The 21,569-nt window shown below is 61.8% G+C and carries 22 protein-coding genes; 6 read left to right on the top strand and 16 right to left on the bottom strand.

What is annotated here, in order from left to right; genetic code table 11:
• Positions 1 to 38: 38 nt before the first annotated feature.
• Positions 39 to 1,259 (top strand): cytochrome P450 family protein, encoded by a 1,221-nt coding sequence (locus J2J98_RS05800; RefSeq protein ID WP_207602600.1) that lies wholly within the window; start codon positions 39 to 41, stop codon positions 1,257 to 1,259.
• A 418-nt stretch (positions 1,260 to 1,677) separates the two neighbouring features.
• Here J2J98_RS05800 and J2J98_RS05795 read toward each other — a convergent pair whose 3' ends face one another.
• Entirely contained in the window at positions 1,678 to 2,100 is a 423-nt protein-coding gene (locus J2J98_RS05795) for an organic hydroperoxide resistance protein (RefSeq protein ID WP_064706550.1), read from the bottom strand.
• A gap of 125 nt (positions 2,101 to 2,225) precedes the next feature.
• Here J2J98_RS05795 and J2J98_RS05790 point away from each other — a divergent pair, with 125 nt between their 5' ends.
• Positions 2,226 to 2,714, top strand: a complete 489-nt coding sequence (locus J2J98_RS05790; protein ID WP_207602599.1) for a MarR family winged helix-turn-helix transcriptional regulator — start codon at positions 2,226 to 2,228, stop codon at positions 2,712 to 2,714.
• 37 nt (positions 2,715 to 2,751) lie between these two features.
• Here the strand turns inward: J2J98_RS05790 and J2J98_RS05785 are convergent, their stop codons facing one another.
• From J2J98_RS05785 to J2J98_RS05740, 10 genes are all read right to left on the bottom strand, one after another.
• Positions 2,752 to 2,988 (bottom strand): hypothetical protein, encoded by a 237-nt coding sequence (locus J2J98_RS05785; RefSeq protein ID WP_207602598.1) that lies wholly within the window; start codon positions 2,986 to 2,988, stop codon positions 2,752 to 2,754.
• A 91-nt stretch (positions 2,989 to 3,079) separates the two neighbouring features.
• Entirely contained in the window at positions 3,080 to 3,316 is a 237-nt protein-coding gene (gene rpsU / locus J2J98_RS05780) for a 30S ribosomal protein S21 (protein ID WP_064706547.1), read from the bottom strand.
• Between the two features lie 56 nt (positions 3,317 to 3,372).
• On the bottom strand, positions 3,373 to 3,657 hold the full coding sequence (locus J2J98_RS05775) for a cold-shock protein (protein WP_207602597.1): 285 nt from the start codon (positions 3,655 to 3,657) through the stop codon (positions 3,373 to 3,375).
• Between the two features lie 171 nt (positions 3,658 to 3,828).
• Positions 3,829 to 4,038, bottom strand: coding sequence for a cold-shock protein (locus J2J98_RS05770; RefSeq protein WP_207602596.1), 210 nt, complete (start codon positions 4,036 to 4,038; stop codon positions 3,829 to 3,831).
• A gap of 257 nt (positions 4,039 to 4,295) precedes the next feature.
• Complete coding sequence (locus J2J98_RS05765) at positions 4,296 to 5,030, bottom strand: L,D-transpeptidase family protein (protein ID WP_207602595.1); 735 nt, start codon at positions 5,028 to 5,030, stop codon at positions 4,296 to 4,298.
• A 139-nt stretch (positions 5,031 to 5,169) separates the two neighbouring features.
• Entirely contained in the window at positions 5,170 to 5,976 is an 807-nt protein-coding gene (locus tag J2J98_RS05760) for a L,D-transpeptidase (RefSeq protein WP_138393631.1), read from the bottom strand.
• A 137-nt stretch (positions 5,977 to 6,113) separates the two neighbouring features.
• Positions 6,114 to 7,037, bottom strand: coding sequence for an alpha/beta hydrolase family protein (locus tag J2J98_RS05755; RefSeq protein WP_138393632.1), 924 nt, complete (start codon positions 7,035 to 7,037; stop codon positions 6,114 to 6,116).
• A gap of 118 nt (positions 7,038 to 7,155) precedes the next feature.
• A complete protein-coding gene (locus tag J2J98_RS05750) occupies positions 7,156 to 8,781 on the bottom strand; it encodes a cisplatin damage response ATP-dependent DNA ligase (RefSeq protein WP_207602594.1) in 1,626 nt (541 codons plus the stop codon).
• Between the two features lie 282 nt (positions 8,782 to 9,063).
• Entirely contained in the window at positions 9,064 to 10,074 is a 1,011-nt protein-coding gene (locus tag J2J98_RS05745; protein ID WP_207602593.1) for a ligase-associated DNA damage response exonuclease, read from the bottom strand.
• A gap of 51 nt (positions 10,075 to 10,125) precedes the next feature.
• Complete coding sequence (locus J2J98_RS05740) at positions 10,126 to 10,929, bottom strand: alpha/beta fold hydrolase (RefSeq protein ID WP_138393634.1); 804 nt, start codon at positions 10,927 to 10,929, stop codon at positions 10,126 to 10,128.
• 122 nt (positions 10,930 to 11,051) lie between these two features.
• Here J2J98_RS05740 and J2J98_RS05735 point away from each other — a divergent pair, with 122 nt between their 5' ends.
• On the top strand, positions 11,052 to 12,023 hold the full coding sequence (locus J2J98_RS05735; protein WP_207602592.1) for a glycerophosphodiester phosphodiesterase family protein: 972 nt from the start codon (positions 11,052 to 11,054) through the stop codon (positions 12,021 to 12,023).
• A 19-nt stretch (positions 12,024 to 12,042) separates the two neighbouring features.
• Here J2J98_RS05735 and J2J98_RS05730 read toward each other — a convergent pair whose 3' ends face one another.
• Positions 12,043 to 13,833 carry a methyl-accepting chemotaxis protein gene (locus J2J98_RS05730; RefSeq protein WP_138393636.1) on the bottom strand — a complete coding sequence of 597 codons (1,791 nt, stop codon included), beginning with the start codon at positions 13,831 to 13,833 and terminating at the stop codon, positions 12,043 to 12,045.
• Between the two features lie 481 nt (positions 13,834 to 14,314).
• Between J2J98_RS05730 and J2J98_RS05725 the strand changes: the two genes are divergently transcribed.
• The gene (locus J2J98_RS05725; protein WP_064706536.1) at positions 14,315 to 15,037 is read left to right on the top strand and encodes a LuxR family transcriptional regulator; all 723 of its coding nucleotides are present in this window, start codon (positions 14,315 to 14,317) and stop codon (positions 15,035 to 15,037) included.
• Positions 15,038 to 15,073: 36 nt separating this feature from the next.
• Here J2J98_RS05725 and J2J98_RS05720 read toward each other — a convergent pair whose 3' ends face one another.
• On the bottom strand, positions 15,074 to 17,371 hold the full coding sequence (locus tag J2J98_RS05720; protein WP_207602591.1) for a sensor domain-containing protein: 2,298 nt from the start codon (positions 17,369 to 17,371) through the stop codon (positions 15,074 to 15,076).
• A 251-nt stretch (positions 17,372 to 17,622) separates the two neighbouring features.
• Here J2J98_RS05720 and J2J98_RS05715 point away from each other — a divergent pair, with 251 nt between their 5' ends.
• Positions 17,623 to 18,987 carry a TIGR03808 family TAT-translocated repetitive protein gene (locus J2J98_RS05715; RefSeq protein ID WP_207602590.1) on the top strand — a complete coding sequence of 455 codons (1,365 nt, stop codon included), beginning with the start codon at positions 17,623 to 17,625 and terminating at the stop codon, positions 18,985 to 18,987.
• Between the two features lie 19 nt (positions 18,988 to 19,006).
• Here J2J98_RS05715 and J2J98_RS05710 read toward each other — a convergent pair whose 3' ends face one another.
• Positions 19,007 to 19,471 carry a YbhB/YbcL family Raf kinase inhibitor-like protein gene (locus J2J98_RS05710; RefSeq protein ID WP_207602589.1) on the bottom strand — a complete coding sequence of 155 codons (465 nt, stop codon included), beginning with the start codon at positions 19,469 to 19,471 and terminating at the stop codon, positions 19,007 to 19,009.
• A 54-nt stretch (positions 19,472 to 19,525) separates the two neighbouring features.
• On the bottom strand, positions 19,526 to 19,765 hold the full coding sequence (locus J2J98_RS05705; RefSeq protein WP_207602588.1) for a hypothetical protein: 240 nt from the start codon (positions 19,763 to 19,765) through the stop codon (positions 19,526 to 19,528).
• A gap of 237 nt (positions 19,766 to 20,002) precedes the next feature.
• Between J2J98_RS05705 and J2J98_RS05700 the strand changes: the two genes are divergently transcribed.
• On the top strand, positions 20,003 to 20,668 hold the full coding sequence (locus J2J98_RS05700; RefSeq protein ID WP_207602587.1) for a glutathione S-transferase family protein: 666 nt from the start codon (positions 20,003 to 20,005) through the stop codon (positions 20,666 to 20,668).
• Positions 20,669 to 20,671: 3 nt separating this feature from the next.
• Here J2J98_RS05700 and J2J98_RS05695 read toward each other — a convergent pair whose 3' ends face one another.
• Positions 20,672 to 21,568: a LysR substrate-binding domain-containing protein gene (locus J2J98_RS05695; RefSeq protein ID WP_064706532.1), complete on the bottom strand. Its 897-nt coding sequence runs from the start codon at positions 21,566 to 21,568 to the stop codon at positions 20,672 to 20,674.
• Between the last annotated feature and the right edge of the window lies 1 nt (position 21,569).

Here is a 21,569-nt window from a genome sequence, read left to right as displayed (position 1 = left end):
CGCAATGGTTCTTCAAGGAAACTCTCGGAGTGACATGCATGGCCGAGCCGCATGATTTCGATGTCCTGTCGCCGCGTTTCCACGCGAATCCGTTCCCCACGCTCGACCGCATGCGTGCCGAGGGCGCTGTTGTTCGCATGAAGTTGCCGATCCTCGGCCGCACGTGGTTCACAGTCACACATGACGCCTGTGCAGCACTGTTGAAGGATTCCGAGAGCTTCGCGCGCGACCCGGCCAATGCGGGGAGCAGGACCCAGGCGCGAATCCTGAAGTGCCTTCCGAGAACGATCGGCCTTCTGGCATTGAACATGATCGGCTACGACGACCCCGAGCACCGCCGTCTGCGCGGTCTCGTCGACCAAGCATTCCAGCGTCGATCGATTGAGGCCATGAAGCCGATGATCACGCATATCGCCGATCGGCTCCTCGATCGGATGGAGGGAAAGAGGGAGGTCGATCTCATGTCCGAGTTCTGCCGGGACCTGCCGCTTTCGGTGATCTGCGCGGTGCTCGGCCTGCCGGAGCAGGATCACGATCACTTCAAGAGTTGGCTCGGCGGTCTGAAGGACACTGCCAATGTCGGCGCCATCATCCGTGCCATTCCTGGCGTTGTTCGTGCGGTGCGTTATCTTCGCCGCGTCTCGCGACCGGGAGGTGGAGCCTTGTCTGACGGCCTAGTTGCCGCATTGTGCGATGCCGACATGGATGGGCTGAGGCTCAGTGAGGACGAACTTGTCTCGATGATCTTCCTGCTCTTCGGAGCTGGGCAGGAAACCACCACGCATCTGATTGCCGGCGGCCTTTTCACACTGCTGTCGCACGAGGATGAACGGCTACGGCTGCAGAATGATCCAAGCCTGATGCCGACCTGCGTCGAGGAATGCCTGCGCTACGTCTCGCCGGTGCAGATGACCAAGCCGCGCTTCGCCAGACGCGACATGAATTGGCAGGGACAGCAATTTCGTCGTGGTGACATGATTGCCGCTTTTATCGCCGCGGCTAATTGCGATCCTGCCAAGTTCGAGAACCCGCACCGTTTCGACATCACGCGCCACCCGAATCCGCATCTCTCCTTCGGTACCGGAGTGCATTTCTGCCTCGGCTTCCAACTCGCACGGGTAGAGGCCGCAATCGCGTTCGAACGTATCCTTACGCGCTTTCCAAGCTTGAGCCTGAATGGCAACCCAGCAAACATCAGGTGGCGCAAGCGCCTTGGGATTCGCGCCCTGGCACACCTACCCGTGGAGATGGCGGCGTGAAGATAGCTCATGGATCGGCTGGAATCGGGTGGTGGGCTGATCGTGACCGAGTCCTGACGCACCACCCCGTGCGCAATCGCTGCAGGGAAAAAGCGGGGGCATAATCGTCGCTGACAGGATGGCGAAATCCGCTGCCTTCGACCTCGGCGTAAGGCGTGACGGCGGGTGCCTGCAACCATGGTCAGCCTTAATGTGCGAAGGCCCGACCGAGCCGCGGGCCTCAACCCGTCCTGTGGATCCCTGTCTGACGGGGCGAGAGGACTGCCATGGCGAGGGGGACGGTGTGGTCTCTGCCAGTTCCATCGCCCCCCGCAAGCGGAGATCCGAAGATCGGGTTGAGACGAGTGGCTCAACCCAGCAAGGTATCGGCAGGCGGACGAGGGGCCGCCTCACCGATCTTCCGTGGTCGTTACTCCAATCAGGCGACGGTGACCGGAACTTCGGTCGAGGTGCGCATGGCGTGGCTGTAGGGGCAGACGATATGGGCCGCGGCTGCGAGCTTTTCGGCAGTTTCACGGTCAAGACCGGGAATATTGACGGAGAGCGCCACTTCGATGCCGAAGCCGGTGCCGTCCTCGCGCGGGCCGATGCCGACCTTGGCGGATACTGTCGTCTCTTCCGGAATCTTGACCTTCTGCTGGCCTGCGACAAATTTCAGGGCACCGAGGAAACAGGCGGAGTAGCCGGCAGCGAAAAGCTGTTCGGGATTTGTGCCGGTTGCGCCGTCGCCGCCAAGTTCCTTGGGAACGGTCAGCGTCACGTCCAGAACGCCGTTTTCGGAAACGGCGCGGCCGGCGCGGCCGCCGGTGGCAGAGGCTTTTGTCGTATAGAGAATAGGCATGACGATCTCCTTTAGTTGGCCCTTCTATCGGGTTGGAATTTTATTATCGCACAATTAAATTGCACGCAAGTGAATTTTGCGAATTGCGTTTCGCAGGTGGTAAGAGGACAATCACAACCTCGGGGATGACGGATATGAAAGCGCAGACAGCAAAGACAATGGAGATACCTGAGGAGGAGAAGCGGCTGGAAAAGCAGCTGTGCTTTGCGGTTTATGCGACGGCGCATGCCTTCACCCGTGCCTACAAACCGATCCTCGACAGGGTGGGCCTCACCTACCCGCAATATCTCGTGATGCTGGTGCTGTGGGAACGCAGCGCCCTGCCGGTGAAGACGATCGGCGAGCAGCTGGATCTCGATTCCGGCACGCTGTCGCCGCTACTGAAGCGGCTGGAACATGGCGGGCTGATCAAACGCATCCGCGATCTGCGCGACGAGCGGCAGGTGATCGTGTCGCTGACGCCAAAGGGCGAAGCGATGAAAGGAGACGTCGATACGATCATGACGGCGATCGGGAAAGCCGCCGGCTGCACGCTCGAGGAAATGGCCGGGATGCGTGACATGCTGCATCGACTGCGGACCAATCTCGGGCGGGCGGGAGCGGCCGACGGTTGAAAGCCCCTGCCCCAGACCCATTGGGGCTATGGCGGGATCAAGAGCGCCGCTTCGCGACCTTCGCAGTTGAGCGCCGCTTTTTTGGAGGCGCAGGTGAGGCTTCCGCTTCCTCGGCGGCCTGCTGCAGACGCAACGCCCGCAGCTTCTCCGTCTTCTTGTCGCGGGCTGACGCCTCGGCCGCGATGATGGCGCGCGCCGTGTGATCGGTCGCTTCCGCCTTGTCGCGCGGCGTGAGTTTGGCGGGGTTGAAGAATTCTCCCTTCGTGGCGGTCATGTGCCCCTTTCTCAGGTCGTGGCGGCTTTTGATCCATTCTCTATGCATTAAGAGGCCGAAAATGGCCCCGACCGTGATTCCACGTTTGGAATCAGCGGGCGCGGAGCGCCTTTTTCGGCGCCGGCAACAGCCCTTCGCGCTGCAGCTTCTTGCGGGCAAGCTTGCGCTGGCGGCGAACGGCCTCCCCCTTTTCGCGGGCACGCTTCTCCGACGGCTTCTCATAGGCGCTGCGGGCTTTCATTTCCCGGAACAGGCCTTCGCGCTGCATCTTTTTCTTAAGCACGCGCAACGCCTGATCGACATTATTATCCCTGACGAGTACCTGCAAACGAATATCCTTCCTATCGCGGCGATGCCGCTGTTAAATGATGAAAACTGGCGGGGCTACTTGCCCATGTGGATGCCCGAAAACTTCAGCCACGGCTCGGCGCCGCCGGCTTTGGCAGCCGCCTCGGATGAAGCCCGCCGTGGCGACTCCCCGAGGTCGATGTCGTCCTCGGTGATGCGGCGCTCGAAGTTCTCGCCCGGGAACTGGACGCGATATTGCACGTGCCCGTGATCGTTGGGCAGAATGCTGGCGATCCGGCACCGCCGGTCGGCCTCTGTCGTGCGGGTCAGGCCGGATTTCAGCACGATCATGTCGCCGACTTTATAGCTTGGTCTGCTCATTCAGCGTCCCTCGACTCTTCGGCTGCTCGATTTGAAGAAAACAAAAAGGCCGGGCTTGAACCCGACCTCTTCCAGTCATTCAGCCACCAAGCTGCCTTTGATGGTCAGCGCGCTGCCAGTACATCCGTGGTCAGCTCGCTGCGATCTGTGGTCAGCCCAGGTGAATGACAATCATGCGGCCTGAAGGTTGTCGGCTGCGTCCTTGCCGGACCGCTTGTCGCGGACGAGATCGAAGCGGACCTTCTGACCTTCGGTAAGCTCGCGCATGCCGGCGCGTTCGACCGCCGAGATATGGACGAAAACGTCCGTCGAACCATCATCGGGCTGGATGAAGCCAAAACCCTTGGTGCCATTGAACCACTTGACGACGCCTGAATTCATAACGATCTCCTTTTCAACCGTTAGAGTGCGCCCGGGGAAGGATTTCCGCGGACAGTATCGATGTTGAGAGAGATCTGACGAAGCGCGTTCAGCGCACGGACAAAGGTCGCAAGCAATATTCGATAGGCCCCATGTAGGGGGTTTATCGAATTAAGCAATAAATTTTCAAAAATAAATTCTGTTTCCGTGCGGCGAAAGAGAAAGCGCTTGCCGGAAATCTGTCTGGGGCGGCCGGGTCGCGGCCGCCCCCGCGAGATTCATTGCCAGACGACGATGGGCGCCTTGGACGGAACGCGATCATAGAGATCGATGATATCCTGGTTCAGGAGCCTGACGCAGCCCGAGGAGACGGCCTTGCCGATCGAGCGCCAGTCCGGATTCCCGTGCAGGCGATAGAGCGTGTCCTCTCCATTCGAGAAGATATAGAGAGCGCGGGCGCCGAGCGGGTTCGTCAAGCCCGGTTCCATGCCGCCGTTCTCGATCGAATATTTGACAAGTTCCGGCTGGCGGGCGACCATCTCGTTCGGCGGCTTCCAGCGCGGCCATTTCTGACGCCACTGGATGACGCCCGACCCCTGCCAGGCGAAGCCCTCGCGGCCGATGCCGACGCCGTAGCGCATCGCCATGCCGTCGGCCTGGACGAGATAGAGAAAACGCGACGGCGTATCGACAACGATCGTGCCGGGCGGCTGGCCGGTGGGATCGAGGACACGCTGGCGATAGTAGCGTGGATCGATCTGCTCGTAGGGAACGGCGGGAATGAGGAAGCCGCCGTCCTCGACGGGGCCGTACATGACGGCAAGCTCCGGACCGCTCGGCACACTCGATGCTCCCGGCGACCGGAACAGGCGCATGGGCGAGCGGTAGATGATCGACGTGTCGCCCGATGTCACGGTGTTGGCGGAGGAGGCGCAGCCGGTGAGCGCGGAGGCTGCCGTCATTGCCGAAAGGGAAAGAAAGCTGCGGCGGGAAAGATGTCTATCGAAGCTCATGACGCGGGACTGATTTCCTTTGATGCGTGACGCCGGGGTGGCGACACCTAGAAATCTATCGGCTTGCACCAAATAAACCATAGCTTCACGCAGACGTGTTCCGGCGAGAGCCGACGATATGGCCCCCGCTGTTGCAGCGCTACATCACAACGATCTCGGCCTTGGCGGGAAGGCGATCGTAAAGGTCGATGACGTCCTGATTCAGCATGCGCACGCAGCCGGACGAAGTCGCCTTGCCGATCGACTGCCAGTCGGGCGTGCCGTGGATGCGGTAGAGCGTATCCTGCCCATCCTTGAAGATATACATGGCGCGCGCGCCGAGCGGGTTCTGAAGCCCGGGGTTCATGCCGCCATTTTCCGCGGAGAAGGCGCGAACTTCCGGCTGGCGCGAGACCATTTCCACCGGCGGCGTCCAACGCGGCCACTTCTGCTTCCATTGGATGACGCCGCGCCCCTGCCAGGCGTAGCCTTCGCGGCCGAGGCCAACACCGTAGCGCATGGCCTTGCCGTTACCTTCGATGAAATAAAGGTACCGCGTCTTGGTATCCACGACGACGGTGCCGGGGCGCTCGTTCGTCTGGTAATCGACTTCCTGGCGCAAAAACTGCGGCTGGACGCGGCTGACCGGGATCGCCGGCAGGGTGAAATCCTCGTCGCGCTGCTCGCCATACATCGCCGTATGCACGGGGTTGGCCACCGGCAGGCCGTAGGTCTGGTGGAACTGGGTCTTGTAGAGTTCGCGCGTCTGCGGCACCGGCTGATCGGGGATGGGCCGCACCCGGCTCGGATCGACGCCCGGCGGCTGGTAAAAGACCGGCGAGGTCTCCTGGACGAAGCGGGCGGGCGAATCGGCAGCGACATCGGGAATGAGGATGTTGCAGCCGCTGAGCGGCGCGACAGCGATCATAAGTCCGGCAATCGGAAAAGCCCGGTGCAGAAAATTCATGGAACCACCCTTATCAACGATCGGCGAGACGGCGATATCTGCCGCCAGGATGGCACCCGCGGCTGGCGCGAGGCTGGTGTTGAGGCAGGAAAAGCCGGGAGATTAAATCGACCAGAGATTTGAAGCGGCGACAGAGCTTACGCCGCGACCCCGTGGAAGAAGCGAATGCTCTGTTCGATCTCGGCCGGCAGCGCCGAGGTGTGGTTACCGGCGACAGTGTCGGTTTCAATATGGGTGCCGGCGGCGCGGGCGCGGCGGGCGAGCAGATCGGCGCGGTCGTTGAAATGCGCCTCTTCCGTGCCGTGAACCACCCGGATGGGGCATTTGAAGCTGCGGGCGTAGCACAGCGCCGAACGCACCTCGAATTCATGCGTATTGCTGTCGTCGAAGCGAATGTCCTGGGGATAGCGGCTGAAAAAGCGGAAGGCGTTGGGATTGCCCGAAATCGGTGCGGCGGCGCGGAATTTATGGGTGCTCATCGCCGCCAGCATGGTCAGCGTGCCGCCGATACTGTGGCCAGCGATGAACAGGCGCCCGGGGTCGACGCCCGGCAGATGTGCCAGGCGTTCGGTGGCGGCAAGAACGTCGTCGACCTCATCGTAGAAGCCGGAGAAATTGCCCCTCTGGCCGTTTTCGCCGCGCAGCGACGGCATCATCACGACATAGCCGGCATCCATATAGGGCTTCATCAACTGCCAATGGCCGGTGCCTATGGCATTGCCGCCATGCAGGAAGAGCACCGCCGGCCTGGCGGTGCGCTCGCGCTTGTACCTGGAAACCCAGGCCGCCAGTTCCAGCTCGCCGCCGTAACCGGAGCGATAGAAGATCTTCTCGGCATCGGCAGGCGCAGTCAGAGGCTCGTATTTGTCCGGCGCCGGGCCCTTCTTCAGGAGTTTCGTGCGGAAATGGCGGCGGACCTCGGCATAGTCGTGCTTGGCAAGGCGCGGCTCGTCCGGAACATCGAAGGCGGCCGCCATGCGCGGCAGGACGAGTGCGCCGGCAAGCCCTGCCAGAACGGCGCGGCGTTGGCGGAAGAAGGAATTTTGTTCATGCGAGTTCATAACGCAGCACCCAAATCACTTCCCCGACACGCCAGATTTGCATCGGAAACCCGGTGCCGCCAATACACATGATGTTGAAACTATTGCCCTGCGTCATTGTTGCGCAGGAGCGCGAAGCTCAGCCCGGCTTTGCATCGATCATCGCGATCAGCGTGCGCAGGCGGTCGGCCTCGTAGGAGGGTTTGTCGGGGCGAAGGCGGGCGATGCGGGGGAAGCGCATGGCGACCCCCGATTTGTGCCGCGTCGAGCGGTTGATGCCTTCGAAGGCCACTTCGACGACGAAGCCGAAATCCCTGTCGGCGCGGACGGCGCGCACCGGGCCGAAACGCTCGGTCGTGTTGTTGCGCACGAACTTGTCGAGCAGCTCGAGTTCGGCGTCGGTGAAGCCGAAATAGGCCTTTCCCACCGGCACGAGTTGTTCGCCATCCTCGTCATCGGCCCAGACGCCGAAGGTAAAATCGGAATAATAGCTGGAGCGCTTGCCGTGGCCGCGCTGGGCGTACATCAGCACCGCATCGACATTATAGGGATTGCGCTTCCACTTGAACCAGGGGCCTTTCATGCGGCCGGCCTGGTAGATGCTGTCGCGCCGCTTGATCATCACGCCCTCGATAACCGGATCGGGTGGGGCGGCGCGCAGTGCATCGAGCTCATCCCATGAGGAGAAAGGGACGAGCGGCGAGAGGTCGAACCGATCATGGGGGGCGCGTTCGATGATATCGGAGAGACGCTCGCGGCGATCGACATAGGTGCGGCCGCGAATATCCTCCTCGTGGTCGAAGAGCATGTCATAGGCGCGGATGAAGGCGGGAAAATCGTCGAGCATCTTCGCCGTCACCGTCTTGCGGTTCAGGCGCTGCTGCAGGTCGGAAAAGGTGCGCGTCGGGCTGTTGGAGCGGGCGGTGCCGCCGACCAGCAGCTCGCCGTCGACGACGCCGGAAAAATTGATCGCCTCGAGAATATCGGGGAAGGCGCCTGAAATGTCGTCACCGGAGCGCGAATAGATCTTGCGCCTGTCGCCGGAGCGGGAAAGCTGGACTCGAATGCCGTCCCATTTCCACTCGGCGGCATAGTCGGCCGGCTTGAGACCTGTCAGGTCCCCCTCCTCCACCGCATTTGCGAGCATGACGGAATGGAAGATCGCCGGTGTCGCCAGAGCCGGTTTCTCGCCGTCGCCTGCAAGCCAGTGGAACAGCGTCTCATAAGGCGGCTGCAGGCCGTGCCAGAGGGTTTCGATCTCGGCGACATCTTTACCGCCGAGGTCGGCCAGCGCCTGCTTGGCAAGACGGGCGGAAACGCCGATGCGCAACGCCCCGGTCGCAAGCTTGATGAAGGCGAAACGGCCGGAGGAATCCAGCCGGTCGAGCAGATCGCGGACATAGCCACGCACTTCGGTGCGGCCGAGCCCGTTCATGCGGGTGACGACCTCACCAAGGCGCGGCTGAGCCAGGGCCGACCGGTCGATATCCCGCTCATTATCCCAGACGAGCGAGATGGTCTCGGCGAGATCGCCGACATAATCGTAGGAATAATGAAACAGAACCTCGTCCATGCGCTCCAGCACCAGGTCGCGCAGCATGGCGGGCTTGACGTTGCGCACTTCGAGCGTGCCGGCGATGGCGGCAAGACCGTAGCCGCGGTCCGGATCGGGCGTGTCGCGGAAATAGTCGGTCAACAGCTTCAGTTTGCCGTTGCGGCTGGGCGTCAGGACCAGGCGGTCGAGCAGGTCGGCGAAAGCTTTCATATTGGCCTCCCCATTCCGGCATGAAGAAGCCCCATGGGAACTCCCTCATTCCTGCGTCTTCGGGGCTTTGCCCGAGGGATTTCACAGGAATCCAGTGCGCCCAAGTCCTTGGGCGCGGGAAACTCTCCGGCGTTACATGAGTCATTCGCCACGCCGACGCGCGGTGGCTGGATTCCTGTGCCGAGCACAGGAATGAGGGAGTGTGGAGCCGACGTCGGCGCCACCTCCAGAGTGGCGGTAAGATCGTCTAAGGTGGGCTTTGGATGCATTCTCCAGCTCATCTCAATCCGCCTCATCCTCATAACCCACGAGATGCAATGGTTTCGCCCTGATGCCCTGCAACTGGCACCAGCGCACAAGCGCCTCCTCGCGGCCATGGGTCACCCAGACTTCGGCCGGGTGCAGCTCCCGGATCGTTTCGGTCAGTTCAGGCCAGTCGCAATGGTCGGAGATGACGAGCGGCAGTTCGACGCCGAGCTGTTTTGCGCGCTGACGCACCATCATCCAGCCGGAGGCGAAGGCCGGCAGCGGCTCGTTGAAGCGGCGCGCCCAGCGGTCGGCAAAGGCCGATGACGGGCCGATGACGATGGCGCCTTTGAAGGCTGACTTGTCGCGGCTTTCGATCGTGGCGGGCTGCAGCTCGCCGAGATCGATGCCCTCACCGACATAATAGTCGCAGAGCTTTTCCATGGCTCCGTGGATATAGATCGGCTCGGCATATCCGGCATCGCGCAGCAGCCGGATGACACGCTGGGCCTTGCCCAGCGCATAGGCGCCGACGAGATGGGTGCGCTCGGGAAATTGCCGGAGCGAGGCCAGCAGCTTGCCGGTCTCGTCGATCGGATCGGGATGATGGAAGACGGGCAGGCCGAAGGTCGCCTCGGTGATGAAGACATCGCAGGCGACCGGCACATAGGGCGCGCAGGTCGGGTCGGGGCGGCGCTTGTAATCGCCGGAGACGACAATGCGGGTGCCGTTCTTCTCGATGGCGATCTGGGCCGAGCCGAGCACATGGCCGGCGGGATGAAAACTTACCTTGACGCCATTGACCAGCAGCTCTTCGCCGAAACCGGCAATCTGCTCGCTGGCGCAAAAGCCGTCGCCGTAACGCAGTCGCATGATCTCGAGCGTCTGGCGGGTAGCAAGCACGTTCACATGGCCCGGCCGGGCGTGATCGGAATGCCCATGGGTGACAAGCGCCCGTTCGACGGGCCGCACCGGATCGACATAAAAGCCGCCCTCGGGGCAATAGAGTCCCTCCGGGGCGGGATAAAGCAGCGCATCAGCTCTCATGAAACAAGAGATAGCGGCAAAGAGGCGCGAGGCCAGAGGAAGCGACCGTCATCACCTTATCCCGTCGAGGAAGGATATGATTGCGGCGTTGAACTCCGCCGGCCGCTGCAGCGGAGCGAAATGGCTGACGCCGGGCAGGTAGATCATCTGAGCATTCGGGATAGTGCTTGCAAGATATTCGGCATGCTCGGCTTTGATGAATTCGTCGTTTTCGCCGAGCACGATCGCCACCGGAAGGCGGATGCGGCCGAGGTCGTCCGCCTGATAATTCGGCTCCGTTCCCATCATCAGGCTGACAGCTTCGACGAAGGAATTGAAATCGTCCGGCGTGGCCGACAAGGCAGCATAGTCCTTGGCGTGGCGGGCGAAACATCGGTCGATGACCGGGGTCGCAACGAATTCCAGCGTGCCGCTCGGATCCATGTTGCAGGCGAAGAAAAAGACGCCCTCAACACGCGACGGAGCCGTCATGGCGAGGATCAGCGCGATGCAGGCGCCGTCGCTCCAGCCGACGAATGCCGCCGTCTCCAGGCGCAGTTCGTCCATGACCGCAAGCACGTCCGCGGCCATCAGCTCATAGGTATAGGGGCTGGCATCGCGGGTGCTTCGGCCATGGCCGCGGCTGTCGATCAGCACGACGCGGCGGCCGCTGCCGAGCAGCACCGGGACCTGATAGCCCCAATTGCCGCTATGGCCGAGACCACCATGCAGCAGAATGACCGCAGGGCCAGTCCCGTAGCTGGCATACCAGATGCGGGCGCCGGCCCGCCCGACGTGGCCTTCGACGGAAGCCGGCGGCAATGGGGCGGCCCCATGCGCCTCGAAATGGATGAGTTCGTCGTCCCGTCGTTCCATGGCGATGCCAATCCTTTCCGGCGAATAATCCCGCGCATAGAAAAGCCGGAAAACAGCCCAAGAACAACCAGAATCGCTTTCTAGCTGCTTCCTCTATCGATGCAATCGGGAGGAGCAGAAAGGTGGGCAGGAAGCTTTTCTATTGCGCGGCGGCGACCGCGCTCGCAGCCGCCGGCGTCTATCTCAACAATACCAGCCTCATTGCCGAGCATCGGCCGGGAAAGCCGGTACTGCTCGCCCATCGCGGCATCGCCCAGCGGTTTGACGAGACCGATCTGAAGAACGACACCTGCACGGCGAGCCGCATGCTGCCGCCGAAACACGACTATCTGGAAAACACCATCCCGTCGATTCAGGCGGGCTTTGCCGCCGGCGCCGATATCGTCGAGATCGACGTGCATCCGACGACAGACGGCGAATTCGCCGTTTTTCACGATTGGACGCTCGACTGCCGCACCGACGGCCACGGCGTGACGCGCGAGCATTCCATGGCTGAGATGAGGACACTCGACATCGGCTACGGCTATACCGCCGACGGCGGCAAGACCTTTCCGTTCCGCGGCCGGGGCATCTGTATGATGCCCACGCTGGCGCAAGTGCTTTCGACCTTTTCGGATCGGCGCTTCCTCATCAATATCAAGAGCCGCGATCCGTCCGAGGGAGAAAAGCTCGCAGCTTTGCTGAACGGGCTTGCGGCGACACGACGGGCCGGCATCATCGTCTATGGCGGCGACGAGCCGATCGACGTGCTCGACCGGCTGACACCCGATATCAAAACCGCCTCGCGCAAGAGTCTGAAAAGCTGCCTTTTCGATTATATTGCCTACGGCTGGACCGGCGTCGTGCCCGAGGCCTGCAAACATCGGATGATGCTGGTGCCGATCAACATTGCGCCCTGGCTGTGGGGCTGGCCGGACCGCTTTCTCAACCGGATGAAGGATGCGGGCACTGAAGTTTTCGTGCTCGGTCCCTATCGCGGCGGCGATTTTTCTACCGGCGTCGACGATCCCGCGCAACTGGCGCGCCTGCCGCATAACTATGCGGCAGGCATATGGACTAATGAGATCGAGGAGATCGGCAAGCTGATGAAATGAGGCGGAGCCGCCCTGCGCCTCAGAACTCCTCCCAATCGCCGCCGGCGACTGCGGCATTGCCGTGGAAGGCAGCGCTCACCTTCGCAGCCATTGCCCGCGGCGCTGATGCAACGGGCCTGGAAGCGGCGGTGGCCACGGCGGGGCGTTGCTGGCGTGCGGCCGCACCGCCGATGTTGAACTGTCCCAGCAGCTGGAACAGTGCGTCTGCCTCCCTGGCAAGACTGTGGGCGGCAGCCGTCGATTCCTCGACCATCGCCGCATTCTGCTGCGTACCCTGGTCCATGGTGTTAACGGCCGTGTTGATTTCCTTCAATCCAGTCGCCTGCTCCTTGGAACTTTCGACGATCGCAAGAACATTGCCATTGACCTGCTGAACCTGGCCGACGATCTCTTCGAGGGCCTTGCCGGTTTCGCCGACCAGCATCACGCCGTTCTTGACATGTTCGTTGGAGGCCCTGATGAGCTCCTTGATCTCCTTTGCCGCTTTGGCCGATCTCTGAGCAAGCTCACGAACTTCTTGCGCCACCACAGCAAAACCCTTGCCGGCATCGCCCGCGCGGGCGGCCTCGACACCGGCGTTAAGCGCCAACAAATTGGTCTGGAACGCGATTTCATCAATCACGCCGATAATATTGCTGATCTCCGCGGACGATGTCTCGATCTTCCCCATCGCATCGACGGCGCTGCGGACCACCTCCCCGGAACGCTCGGCGTTTTCGCGGGTCCTTCGCACCAGTTGGCCGGCTTCCTGGGCACGATTGCTGGAATCGGAGACCGTCGTGGTGATCTCTTCAAGGGCGGCTGCGGTTTCCTCGACGGAGGCGGCCTGCTGTTCGGTGCGCTTCGACAAATCGTCCGAGGCGGAACGAACCTGCTGGGCTCCGGCAGCAATGCCCGTTGCGTTTTGGGCGACGACCTGCATGGCTGTGCGCAGCTTGCCAACCGCGGCGTTGAAATCGGTCCGGAGTTTTTCCAGTGTCGGAATGAATGGTGTAGCGACTTCCTGAGTCAGATCGCCGCCGGACAGCGCCATCAAGGATGCCGCCAGTTGATCGACATTGTTGACGCGGGCGGTGACGTCGGTCGCGAATTTGACGACCTTGAACACCTTGCCGTTCATGTCGAGAATCGGATTGTAGGTGGCCTGGATATAGATCCTCTTGCCGCCCTTGCCGATGCGCAGAAACTCATCGGCCACGTATTCGCCAGCCGACAGACGCTCCCAGAACCGTCTATAGTCGTCACTGTTTGCGTAGGTGCTTTCGCAGAACATGGAATGGTGGCGACCCTGGATCTCGGCAAGCTGATAGCCGAGCGCCGACAGGAAATTCTCGTTCGCCGTTAGAATCTCGCCTTTCGGCGTAAACTCGATAACCGCCTGGGCGCGCGACAGCGCACTTATCTTACCGGCATCCTCGGCGCTCTGCATTTTCTGCTTGGTGATATCGGTCGCGAATTTCACCACTTTGTACGGTTTCCCGCCACTGAAGACGGGATTGTATGAGGCTTCGATCCAGATTTCCCTGCCGCCTTTGCCGATGCGCTTATACTGGCGCTGATCGAACTCGCCTCGGCCGAGCTTCGCCCAGAATTCGCGATATTCGGCCGACGCGGCTTCTGCCGGCTCGACGAACATCCGGTGGTGCTGGCCGACGATCTCGGACAGTTCGTAACCGAGCGCGGTGCAGAAATTGGCGTTGGCCGTCAGAATCTTGCCGGTGAGGTCAAATTCGATGATTGCCTGCGACCGGCTCATTGCCGCCAGTACGGCCTTGGCATCCGAGCCGAAGCTGAATCCTAGTGTCTTCATGCTGTTCCCCCTAACTCAGGTCTGAGCGATGACTGCCGCGACCCACCACGGGGCTTGCGCTGGACGAGCAACCTGAAAATAGAATCCTATAAATTCTTTAAGCATCCTTTAACCCGGTCGTCGCGAATGGGGACACCGCAGCTCCGGCCGGGGCTGAAGAAGAATCAATTAGAATCAAGCGCTTGCCTTGAGACCTCGATCGGTTCGCTTGGGCACAAGATGTTCCGGCAAGCATTTCGAGCACCAGGACAGCGTTTTTTCACCTCAAGCCTGCCCTGAAAATCCGGAGATGGCTTAACTCTTTGTTAACCATCGACCGCCCTCTATGTTCGTATTCCCGGTCGTCAGGGGACTTTCTGTTTTTCCGCTGCAGGTGCATATTTCACCGTCCTTCGCGCGTGCAGAATCACGTCCGCTACGAGCGAATTGCTGGACACGTCAGCCGCCCGAACGCCGGATGCGATAGTTGATCGGAGAAGACATGAAGCTCGAGGACGAGTTCAATCGCATCGAGGAAGTCGCGGCAGGCTTCAAGACGCATTACGAAGTCTTCAAATATATGAAGGGTCTCACTCAGGATCTGGGAATGACTGCTTTCCTGATCATGACGCTGCCCGCGGTGGACTTCGTCGAAATAGGCGCGACGAAGATCATCACCAACTGGCCGGCGGAGATGGTCGACTATTACGACGCCCATAACCTGATGGCGGACAGTCCGGTCATCCGCCGAATGCTGAGATCGACCAGCCCTTTCAACTATGATGTCGAGGCGATCAATACCGATCGCGGAGAGGGCAAGAAGTCCACGGTCATCGATTTGTTCAGGCGTTACGGCATGGAAAAGGGAGCCTATTTTCCTGTCCATGATGCCGCGGCTGGACGCGGTGCGATATCGATTTCAGGGTCCCGGAATTTCAGCATGATCGAAATGGCGAAGATCCTGTTTATCGCCACGCTCATCTACGACCGCCTCTCGCAGCTGACATTGAACGAAAAACACAAGCCGATTGCGTTTACGGCGAGCGAGGTTGACTGCCTGAGGCTGACGGCCGGGGGCAGGAAGAGCAGTGAAATTGCCAAGCTTCTCGATCTGTCGGAAAATGCGGTCAACAATCATATCGGCAGCGTGATCAAGAAGCTGGGATGCACGACGAGAACGCAGGCTGTCGTCAGCGCTCTGCGTCTCAATATCATTCGGGTTTAAGGTCTCGGCGGATGGACGGCAAGCTGAGGAACAATTTCAGAGAAACTGCGCCTGCAGCAACAGGGTAGCCTCGTCCGGCGAGACAGGCTTGGAGAAGCGGTAGCCCTGCACTTCCTCGCAGCGCGCCTGCCGCAGAAAATCCATCTGGGCATCGGTCTCGACGCCTTCGGCGAGAACCGACAGCTTCAGCGTCTGCGCCAGCGAGATGACGGCCGAGGCGATGGCGATAGCGGTCTTGTCGCCCGGCAGGGCCTCGACCAGCGAACGGTCCATCTTCAGCCGGTCGAAGGGGAAGGTCTTCAGGGCAGCAAGGCTGGAATAGCCGGAGCCGAAATCGTCGATCGACAGGCGCACGCCAAGCGCCCGGAGCGACTCCATCATGGCGAGCGCGCGATCGGCATCCTGCATCACCACGCTTTCGGTGACTTCGAGCTCCAGCCAGCGGGATTGCAGGCGGTTACGCTCCAGCGCCTCGGCGACATGGCTCGCAAAATCCGGATCGGCGAACTGCTTGGCCGAAACGTTGACGGCGATCGTCAGCGGCGTCAGGCCCATGTCCTGCCAGCTGCGCGCCTGGCGGCAGGCCTCGTTCAATACCCAGAGGCCGAGGGGAACGATGAGGCCGGTCTCTTCAGCGAGGGGAATGAAATTGGCCGGCGGCACCCTGCCCTTGGCCGGATGCTTCCAGCGGACCAGCGCCTCGACGCCGGTGATGCGGCTGTCGGCGACATCGACCTGCGGCTGATATTCCAGGAACAGCTGATGCCCGGTGATCGCCTGGTGGAGCTCCTCCTGTTCGCCGCGCGGCATGCCGACCGGCGCGCTGTCGCCATCGTGATGCTGCAGCGTGTTGCGGCCGAATTGCTTGGCCCGGTACATTGCGCGGTCGGCATTCGCAAGCAGCTCCTCCGAGGTGGTCCCGTCCACTGGAAAGGCGGCGACGCCGATGCTCGAGGTGATGGTGATGTCACCGCCCTCGCCGCGCATCGGCCGAGTGATCGCCTTCTGCAGGTCGCGAAGCCGGCGGGTGATGCCGGCATCGTGGCTCGACTGGTGGACGAGCACGACCAGGAATTCGTCGCCGCCGAGCCGCACCACCATATCCGACGCGCGGATGCTGTTGACCATGCGGGTGGCGATCTCCTTCAGCACCTCGTCGCCGGCGGCGTGGCCGCGGCCGTCATTGACGTCCTTGAAATTATCGAGATCGATATAGGCGACGGTGACCTTGCGGTTGTGGCGCCGGGCCTGGTCGAGAATGCCGGCCAGCCTTTCCTTCAGAAAGGCGCGGTTCGGCAGGCCGGTGAGATCGTCATGATGCGCCATGAAATGGATGCGATCGTCGACGCGCTTGCGTTCGATGGCGATGCCGGCGACGTGAGTGGCAAGCGCCACCAGCGTCATTTCCTGCTCCGTGGGACGGCGCACCTCTCTGGAATAGAGAGCAAAGGTGCCGAGCACATTATTCTCAGAGGTGGCGATCGGCGTCGACCAGCAGGAGCGAAAGCCGAAAGGGGTAACCAGCGCGCGGAAATCCTCCCAAAGCGGATCGCTCAGCACGTCCTCGACGATGACGGGCTCGCCGCGCCAGGCGGCGGTACCACAGGAGCCGACCTTGGGGCCGATGGTGACACCATCGATGAGCCGGCTGTAGCCGCCGGGAAGATTGGGAGCCGCACCGTGATAGAGCTTGGTGCCCTCGCCGTCGAGCAGGAGAACCGAGCCATCGATACCCGTCAGCTGCGCCTCGATCATCAGCACCAGCGCCTCGAGGATCATCGGCAGCGGTTCATTGCGGGCGATCATCTCAAGCAGTTTCGCCTGGCCGCGATGGAGATCCTCCTGCAGCTTGCGCTCTGTGATATCGCGGGAAACGCCGATCAGGCCGACGATCGCGCCGCGATCGTTGCGCAACGGTATTTTCGAGGTCAGCCGGCATACCGGCTTGGCGGCGCCGGGAAGGACGACCGTTTCCTCCATGTCGATGCGGGCCTCACCGCTCGCCATGATCTGCTGCTCGACATCGAAATAGCGGCGCGCCGCGTCGAAATCGAAGAGGTCGAAATCACGCTTACCGGCGATCTCTTCGACGCTCCCGAGGCCGAGGCTGGCGGCGGTGACGGCATTGGCGAAGACAAAGCGGCTGTCACGATCCTTGACGTAGAGGAAGTCCGGGAGTTCGTGGATAATCGCCTTCAGGCGCAGGTTCTCCACACCTTCCGAGAGGTGCTGGGCGGTAGACGCCATCATCGCCTCGGTGGCGGCAACGAAACGCCGCGTTTCGGCCGACAGGGAATCAGCCGATTCCCATCGCGCGGCACTCGGTTCGTGCATGACGCCATTCTCTCCCAGCGGCTGAAGGCCCATCCCGTAACATCCGTTTATTTTCCCTCCAAAGTAGTCCGCATTCCCTTCGGCTTGCTTAAATGGAAGGGTGAATAAGCAAACAAGATAAGCGGCGAGATCCTGCCATCGGCCTCTGCCGCAACAAGAATTTCCGACAGGTGTGGAGGGCTTGTGCCAAAAGAAGACAGGCGGGCTGGCACGTTTTCTGCTACGGGCGTGCCATGACAGGAGAGCCCGGAATGCCCCTTCGCCGCGACATGCTTCTCTTTCTCGCCGCCTCGGCGGTTGCGGGCGGGACGGCGCGCGCGATTGCCTCGCCGCTGACAGCGGCCAGCCAGCCCGATCTGCGCGGTGCGATCGACGCGGTGGAATATCGCGCCGTTCAAAGCGGCGACCGCGAGACCCGTCAGCTCGAACAGATGATCAAACAGGCCGCGGCCGAGAATGTGCCGGTCTTCCTGCCGCCGGGCACCTACCGCGTTTCCAATCTCACTCTGCCGGACAATACCCACATCACGGGCGTGCCCGGCGCCTCGCGGATAGTCTATACCGGCGATGGTCACCTTTTTGCGGCCGAGAACATCAGACGCATCGAACTTTCCAACCTCGTCATCGACGGCGGCAACCGCTGGCTCGGCGATTATGCCGGCGGGCTCCTTCAATTTACCGGCGTCGACGAGGTGCTGATCGACAATTGCGAGATCGGCGGCAGCCGCAAGCACGGCCTGCAACTGGAGCGCTGCGGCGGGCGGATCGAACGCAGCCGCATTTCGGGCGCCGCTCAATCCGGGCTTTACGCAGTCGATTCCACCGATCTTTCGATCGTTGCAAATACGATCTCGGATTGCGGCAATGGCGGCATCCTCGTACATCGCTGGAAGAAGGCGGAGGACGGGACGGTGGTTTCCGGCAACCGGATTTCCAACATACGGGCCAATGACGGCGGCACCGGCCAGAACGGTAACGGCATCAATGTCTTTCGCGCCGATGGCGTAATGGTGGTGAACAACCACATTTCCGACTGCGCTTTTACCGCAATCCGCGCCAATTCTGCCTCGGACATCCAGATCAGCAGCAACCAATGCCGGCGCTCCGGCGAGACAGCGATCTATGTCGAATTCGCCTTCGAAGGCGCCGTCGTATCCGCCAATATGATCGACGGGGCGGCGAACGGGATATCGATCGCCAATTTCGACGAAGGCGGCAGGCTCGCAAGCGTCACCGGCAATGTCGTGCGCAATCTGACATTGAACGGCCCCTACACCCACGAGGTCGGCTTCGGCATCGGCATAGCGGCGGAGGCCGATACGCTGGTGTCGGGCAATGTGATCGAGGGCGCGCCGCGCTGGGGACTGCAGATCGGTTGGGGCGCCTATCTCAGAAATGTCGTCGTCAGCGGCAATGTAGTACGCAAGGCGCCTGTCGGATGCGCCGTCTCGGTCGCCGAGGGCGCCGGCACCGCCGTCATCACCGACAATGTCTTTCAGGAGACGGCCGAAGGAGCCGTCCTCGGCTTCGAATGGGACCGAAAAGTCTCCGGCGAGATGGCGAGCGGCGGTTCAGCCTACAGGCAGCTGACTGTCGAACGGAACCGCATTTCCTGACACACGGCTCCGCCTCTGGTCATTGCGTCTGGTAGGTGCCAGTGACGGTCGCTTCCGCCAATGCATGTTTCCTTGCCTCCGCCCACATCGCACTGATGCCGGCCGCAGCCGGGATGGAAAGCTTGGGCACGTCGAGAGCCGCGAGGCGGAAGATGTAATGGTGCGGGCGATCGCCCCGGGGCGGTTGCGGGCCGTCGTAACGGGCATTGCCGAAGTCATTCCTGTAGAAGCGGGGAGCTGTTCCCGGCGCCGTATCAGCGCTTTCGGAAAGTGCGCTCCACTCGGCCGGGATATTGGCGATGCCGCAGTGGCGGAAGGTGCCGTGCGGAGCATCCGGATCCTCGACCACCAGAGCAAAGCTCCTCGTCTCATCGGGGGCGCCGCTCCAGGCAAGCGGCGGAAACAGATTCTCGCCGGCCCGTGCATATTTCTTCGGGATCGGCTGATCCTCGGCGAAAGCCTTGCTGATCAATGTCAAAGTCATGACATTCTCCTTTGCTGATCGAGGGGCTCCCTTTCACATCGGGGTCGCTCATGGTCAGGGGCGACCGCTTCCCTTTTTATGCTCGCTCTCCTGATTTCGGCCGCGCACCATGGCGCGATCGTCATTGCCCGGGTCAGGGTCGGCCTTCAAACCGCTGCCTTTCCGAAAGGCCTCCTTTGCCTGCTCGTTGCGTTGCAGATCTGCCTTGGCGTCGAAATCCTCGCCGGCATTTGCAGTTTTCTCGCGCTTCTCGATGACACGAAGCTGCTGTTCATGCGTCTTCCTGCCTGTCATGGGTTCCTCCTTTGCCGGCACGCTGCGCGCGGCCGATCGCTTCAGGCGCCTCGACGGCGCCGGTCTCAGGGCCCAACCCGCCGGCCCCCTCATTGTTCCCCCGGTCAGGGCAATTGCGCCCGTTGACCGGAACGGCCCTGGCCGCATCAAAAGCTTTCATCGTCCCATCAGTGGCGAGGGCTTTTCGGTGGGAGCTCCGGCGTTTACGGTTTCTACGAAACATCAGGGGATATGGGCATGCTGACAATCTATGGAGTCTACCGATCGCGAGCGTCACGCGTCTACTGGATGGCAGAGGAGCTCGGGCTCGAGTTCCGCTCCGTGCCGGTGCTGCAGGGCAGGCGGCTTGCCGACCCACTGGCCGAAGAAGCGCCGCTCAACACGCATTCGCCTGATTTCGAAGCCCTCAACCCAATGGCGCAGATCCCAAGCATTCGCGACGGCGACCTCGTCTTGCACGAGTCGCTGGCGATCAATCTCTACCTCGCGCGCAAGCATGGCGGACCACTTACCGGCCAAACCGTCGAAGAAGACGGATTGCTGACGATGTGGACGATCTGGGCGGCCTCACAGGTCGAACCGCATTCGGTGAAGATCGTGCTGACCTATGATAACGAGCTCGAAAACAGTGAGGACGGCAAGCAGACGATTGCCGCCGCCTGCTACGGGCTGCGCAGGCCGTTTGCCGCGCTCGAAAGCCATCTCGCCGGCCGGCAGTGGATCGTCGGCGATCGCTTCACCGTCGCCGATCTCAACATCGCGGAGGTGCTACGTTATGCCCAGACCGAGACGGACCTTTTCGACGCGCATCCGAACATCAAGGCCTGGATCGAACGCTGCCAGGCTCGCCCGGCCTACAGGGCAATGCAGGCAGCACGCGCGAAGGAGCCGATCGAGGTTTGACACCTACTGGAAAAGCGTCAGCGTGCCGGCCATTTCCTCGCGGATCCACGCCTTGAAATCCCTGACCTTCTTCGGCTCGCGCGCACCATCGGCGGTAATGAAATAATGGCCGAAGCCGGTCTTGGCGCGAATGCCGAAGGGGGCCACCAGCCGGCCTTCGGCAAGCGCAAAGTGGGCGAGCGTCTGCCAAGCGAGCATGACGCCCTGGCCGGCGATTGCCGCATCGAGGCAGAGTGAGGCATCGTTGAAGACGTGGCGCGTCGAGGGCGATGCGCCTGACAGGCCTGCCTCGCGCATCCAGACCTCCCAGCTGAACATGGCGCGGCCGTCGATGACCGCTGGCAGGGCCAGGATATCGACGGGTTCACGCAGTTTCGCCGCCATCTCGGGCGAGCAGACAGGGAAGACCTCCTGTTCCAGCAGCAGTTCAGCCTTCACGTCGGGCCATCGGCCATTCCCGACGCGGATGCCGATATCGACGTCGCCGAGGGCGGGATTGACGAGATTGGTCGTTGCATCGAGCCGCAGCTTGATCTCGGGATGACGCTCAGCGAAGCGATCGAGGCGGCAGACAAGCCAGCGGGCGGCAAAGACCGGCGCCACCGAGATGGTCAGGATCGTATCGTCCTTGCGTTGCGCCAGAGACACTGCGGCCGAAAGACGGGCGAAGCCCTCGTCGAGCGCCGAAAGCACCGGCCGGCCGGCTTCCGTGGCGATCATTCCCCGGGCGGTGCGCTCGAAAATCACCTGGCCGAGCTGGGCCTCGGCCTTGATCACTTGCTGGCTGACGGCGCCAACCGAGACGCCCAGTTCGTCGGCGGCCGCCTGCAACGAGCCGAGACGGCCGACGGTCTCCAGCGCGCGCAGGCCGTTGAGATGGACGCTATTCAGGTTCTTCATA

The organism is Rhizobium bangladeshense, from assembly GCF_017357245.1.
In the GTDB taxonomy this organism is placed as follows: Bacteria; Pseudomonadota; Alphaproteobacteria; order Rhizobiales; family Rhizobiaceae; genus Rhizobium; species Rhizobium bangladeshense.
Note: the sequence above shows the minus strand (reverse complement) of the source record. Positions and strands in the feature narration are given on the sequence as shown.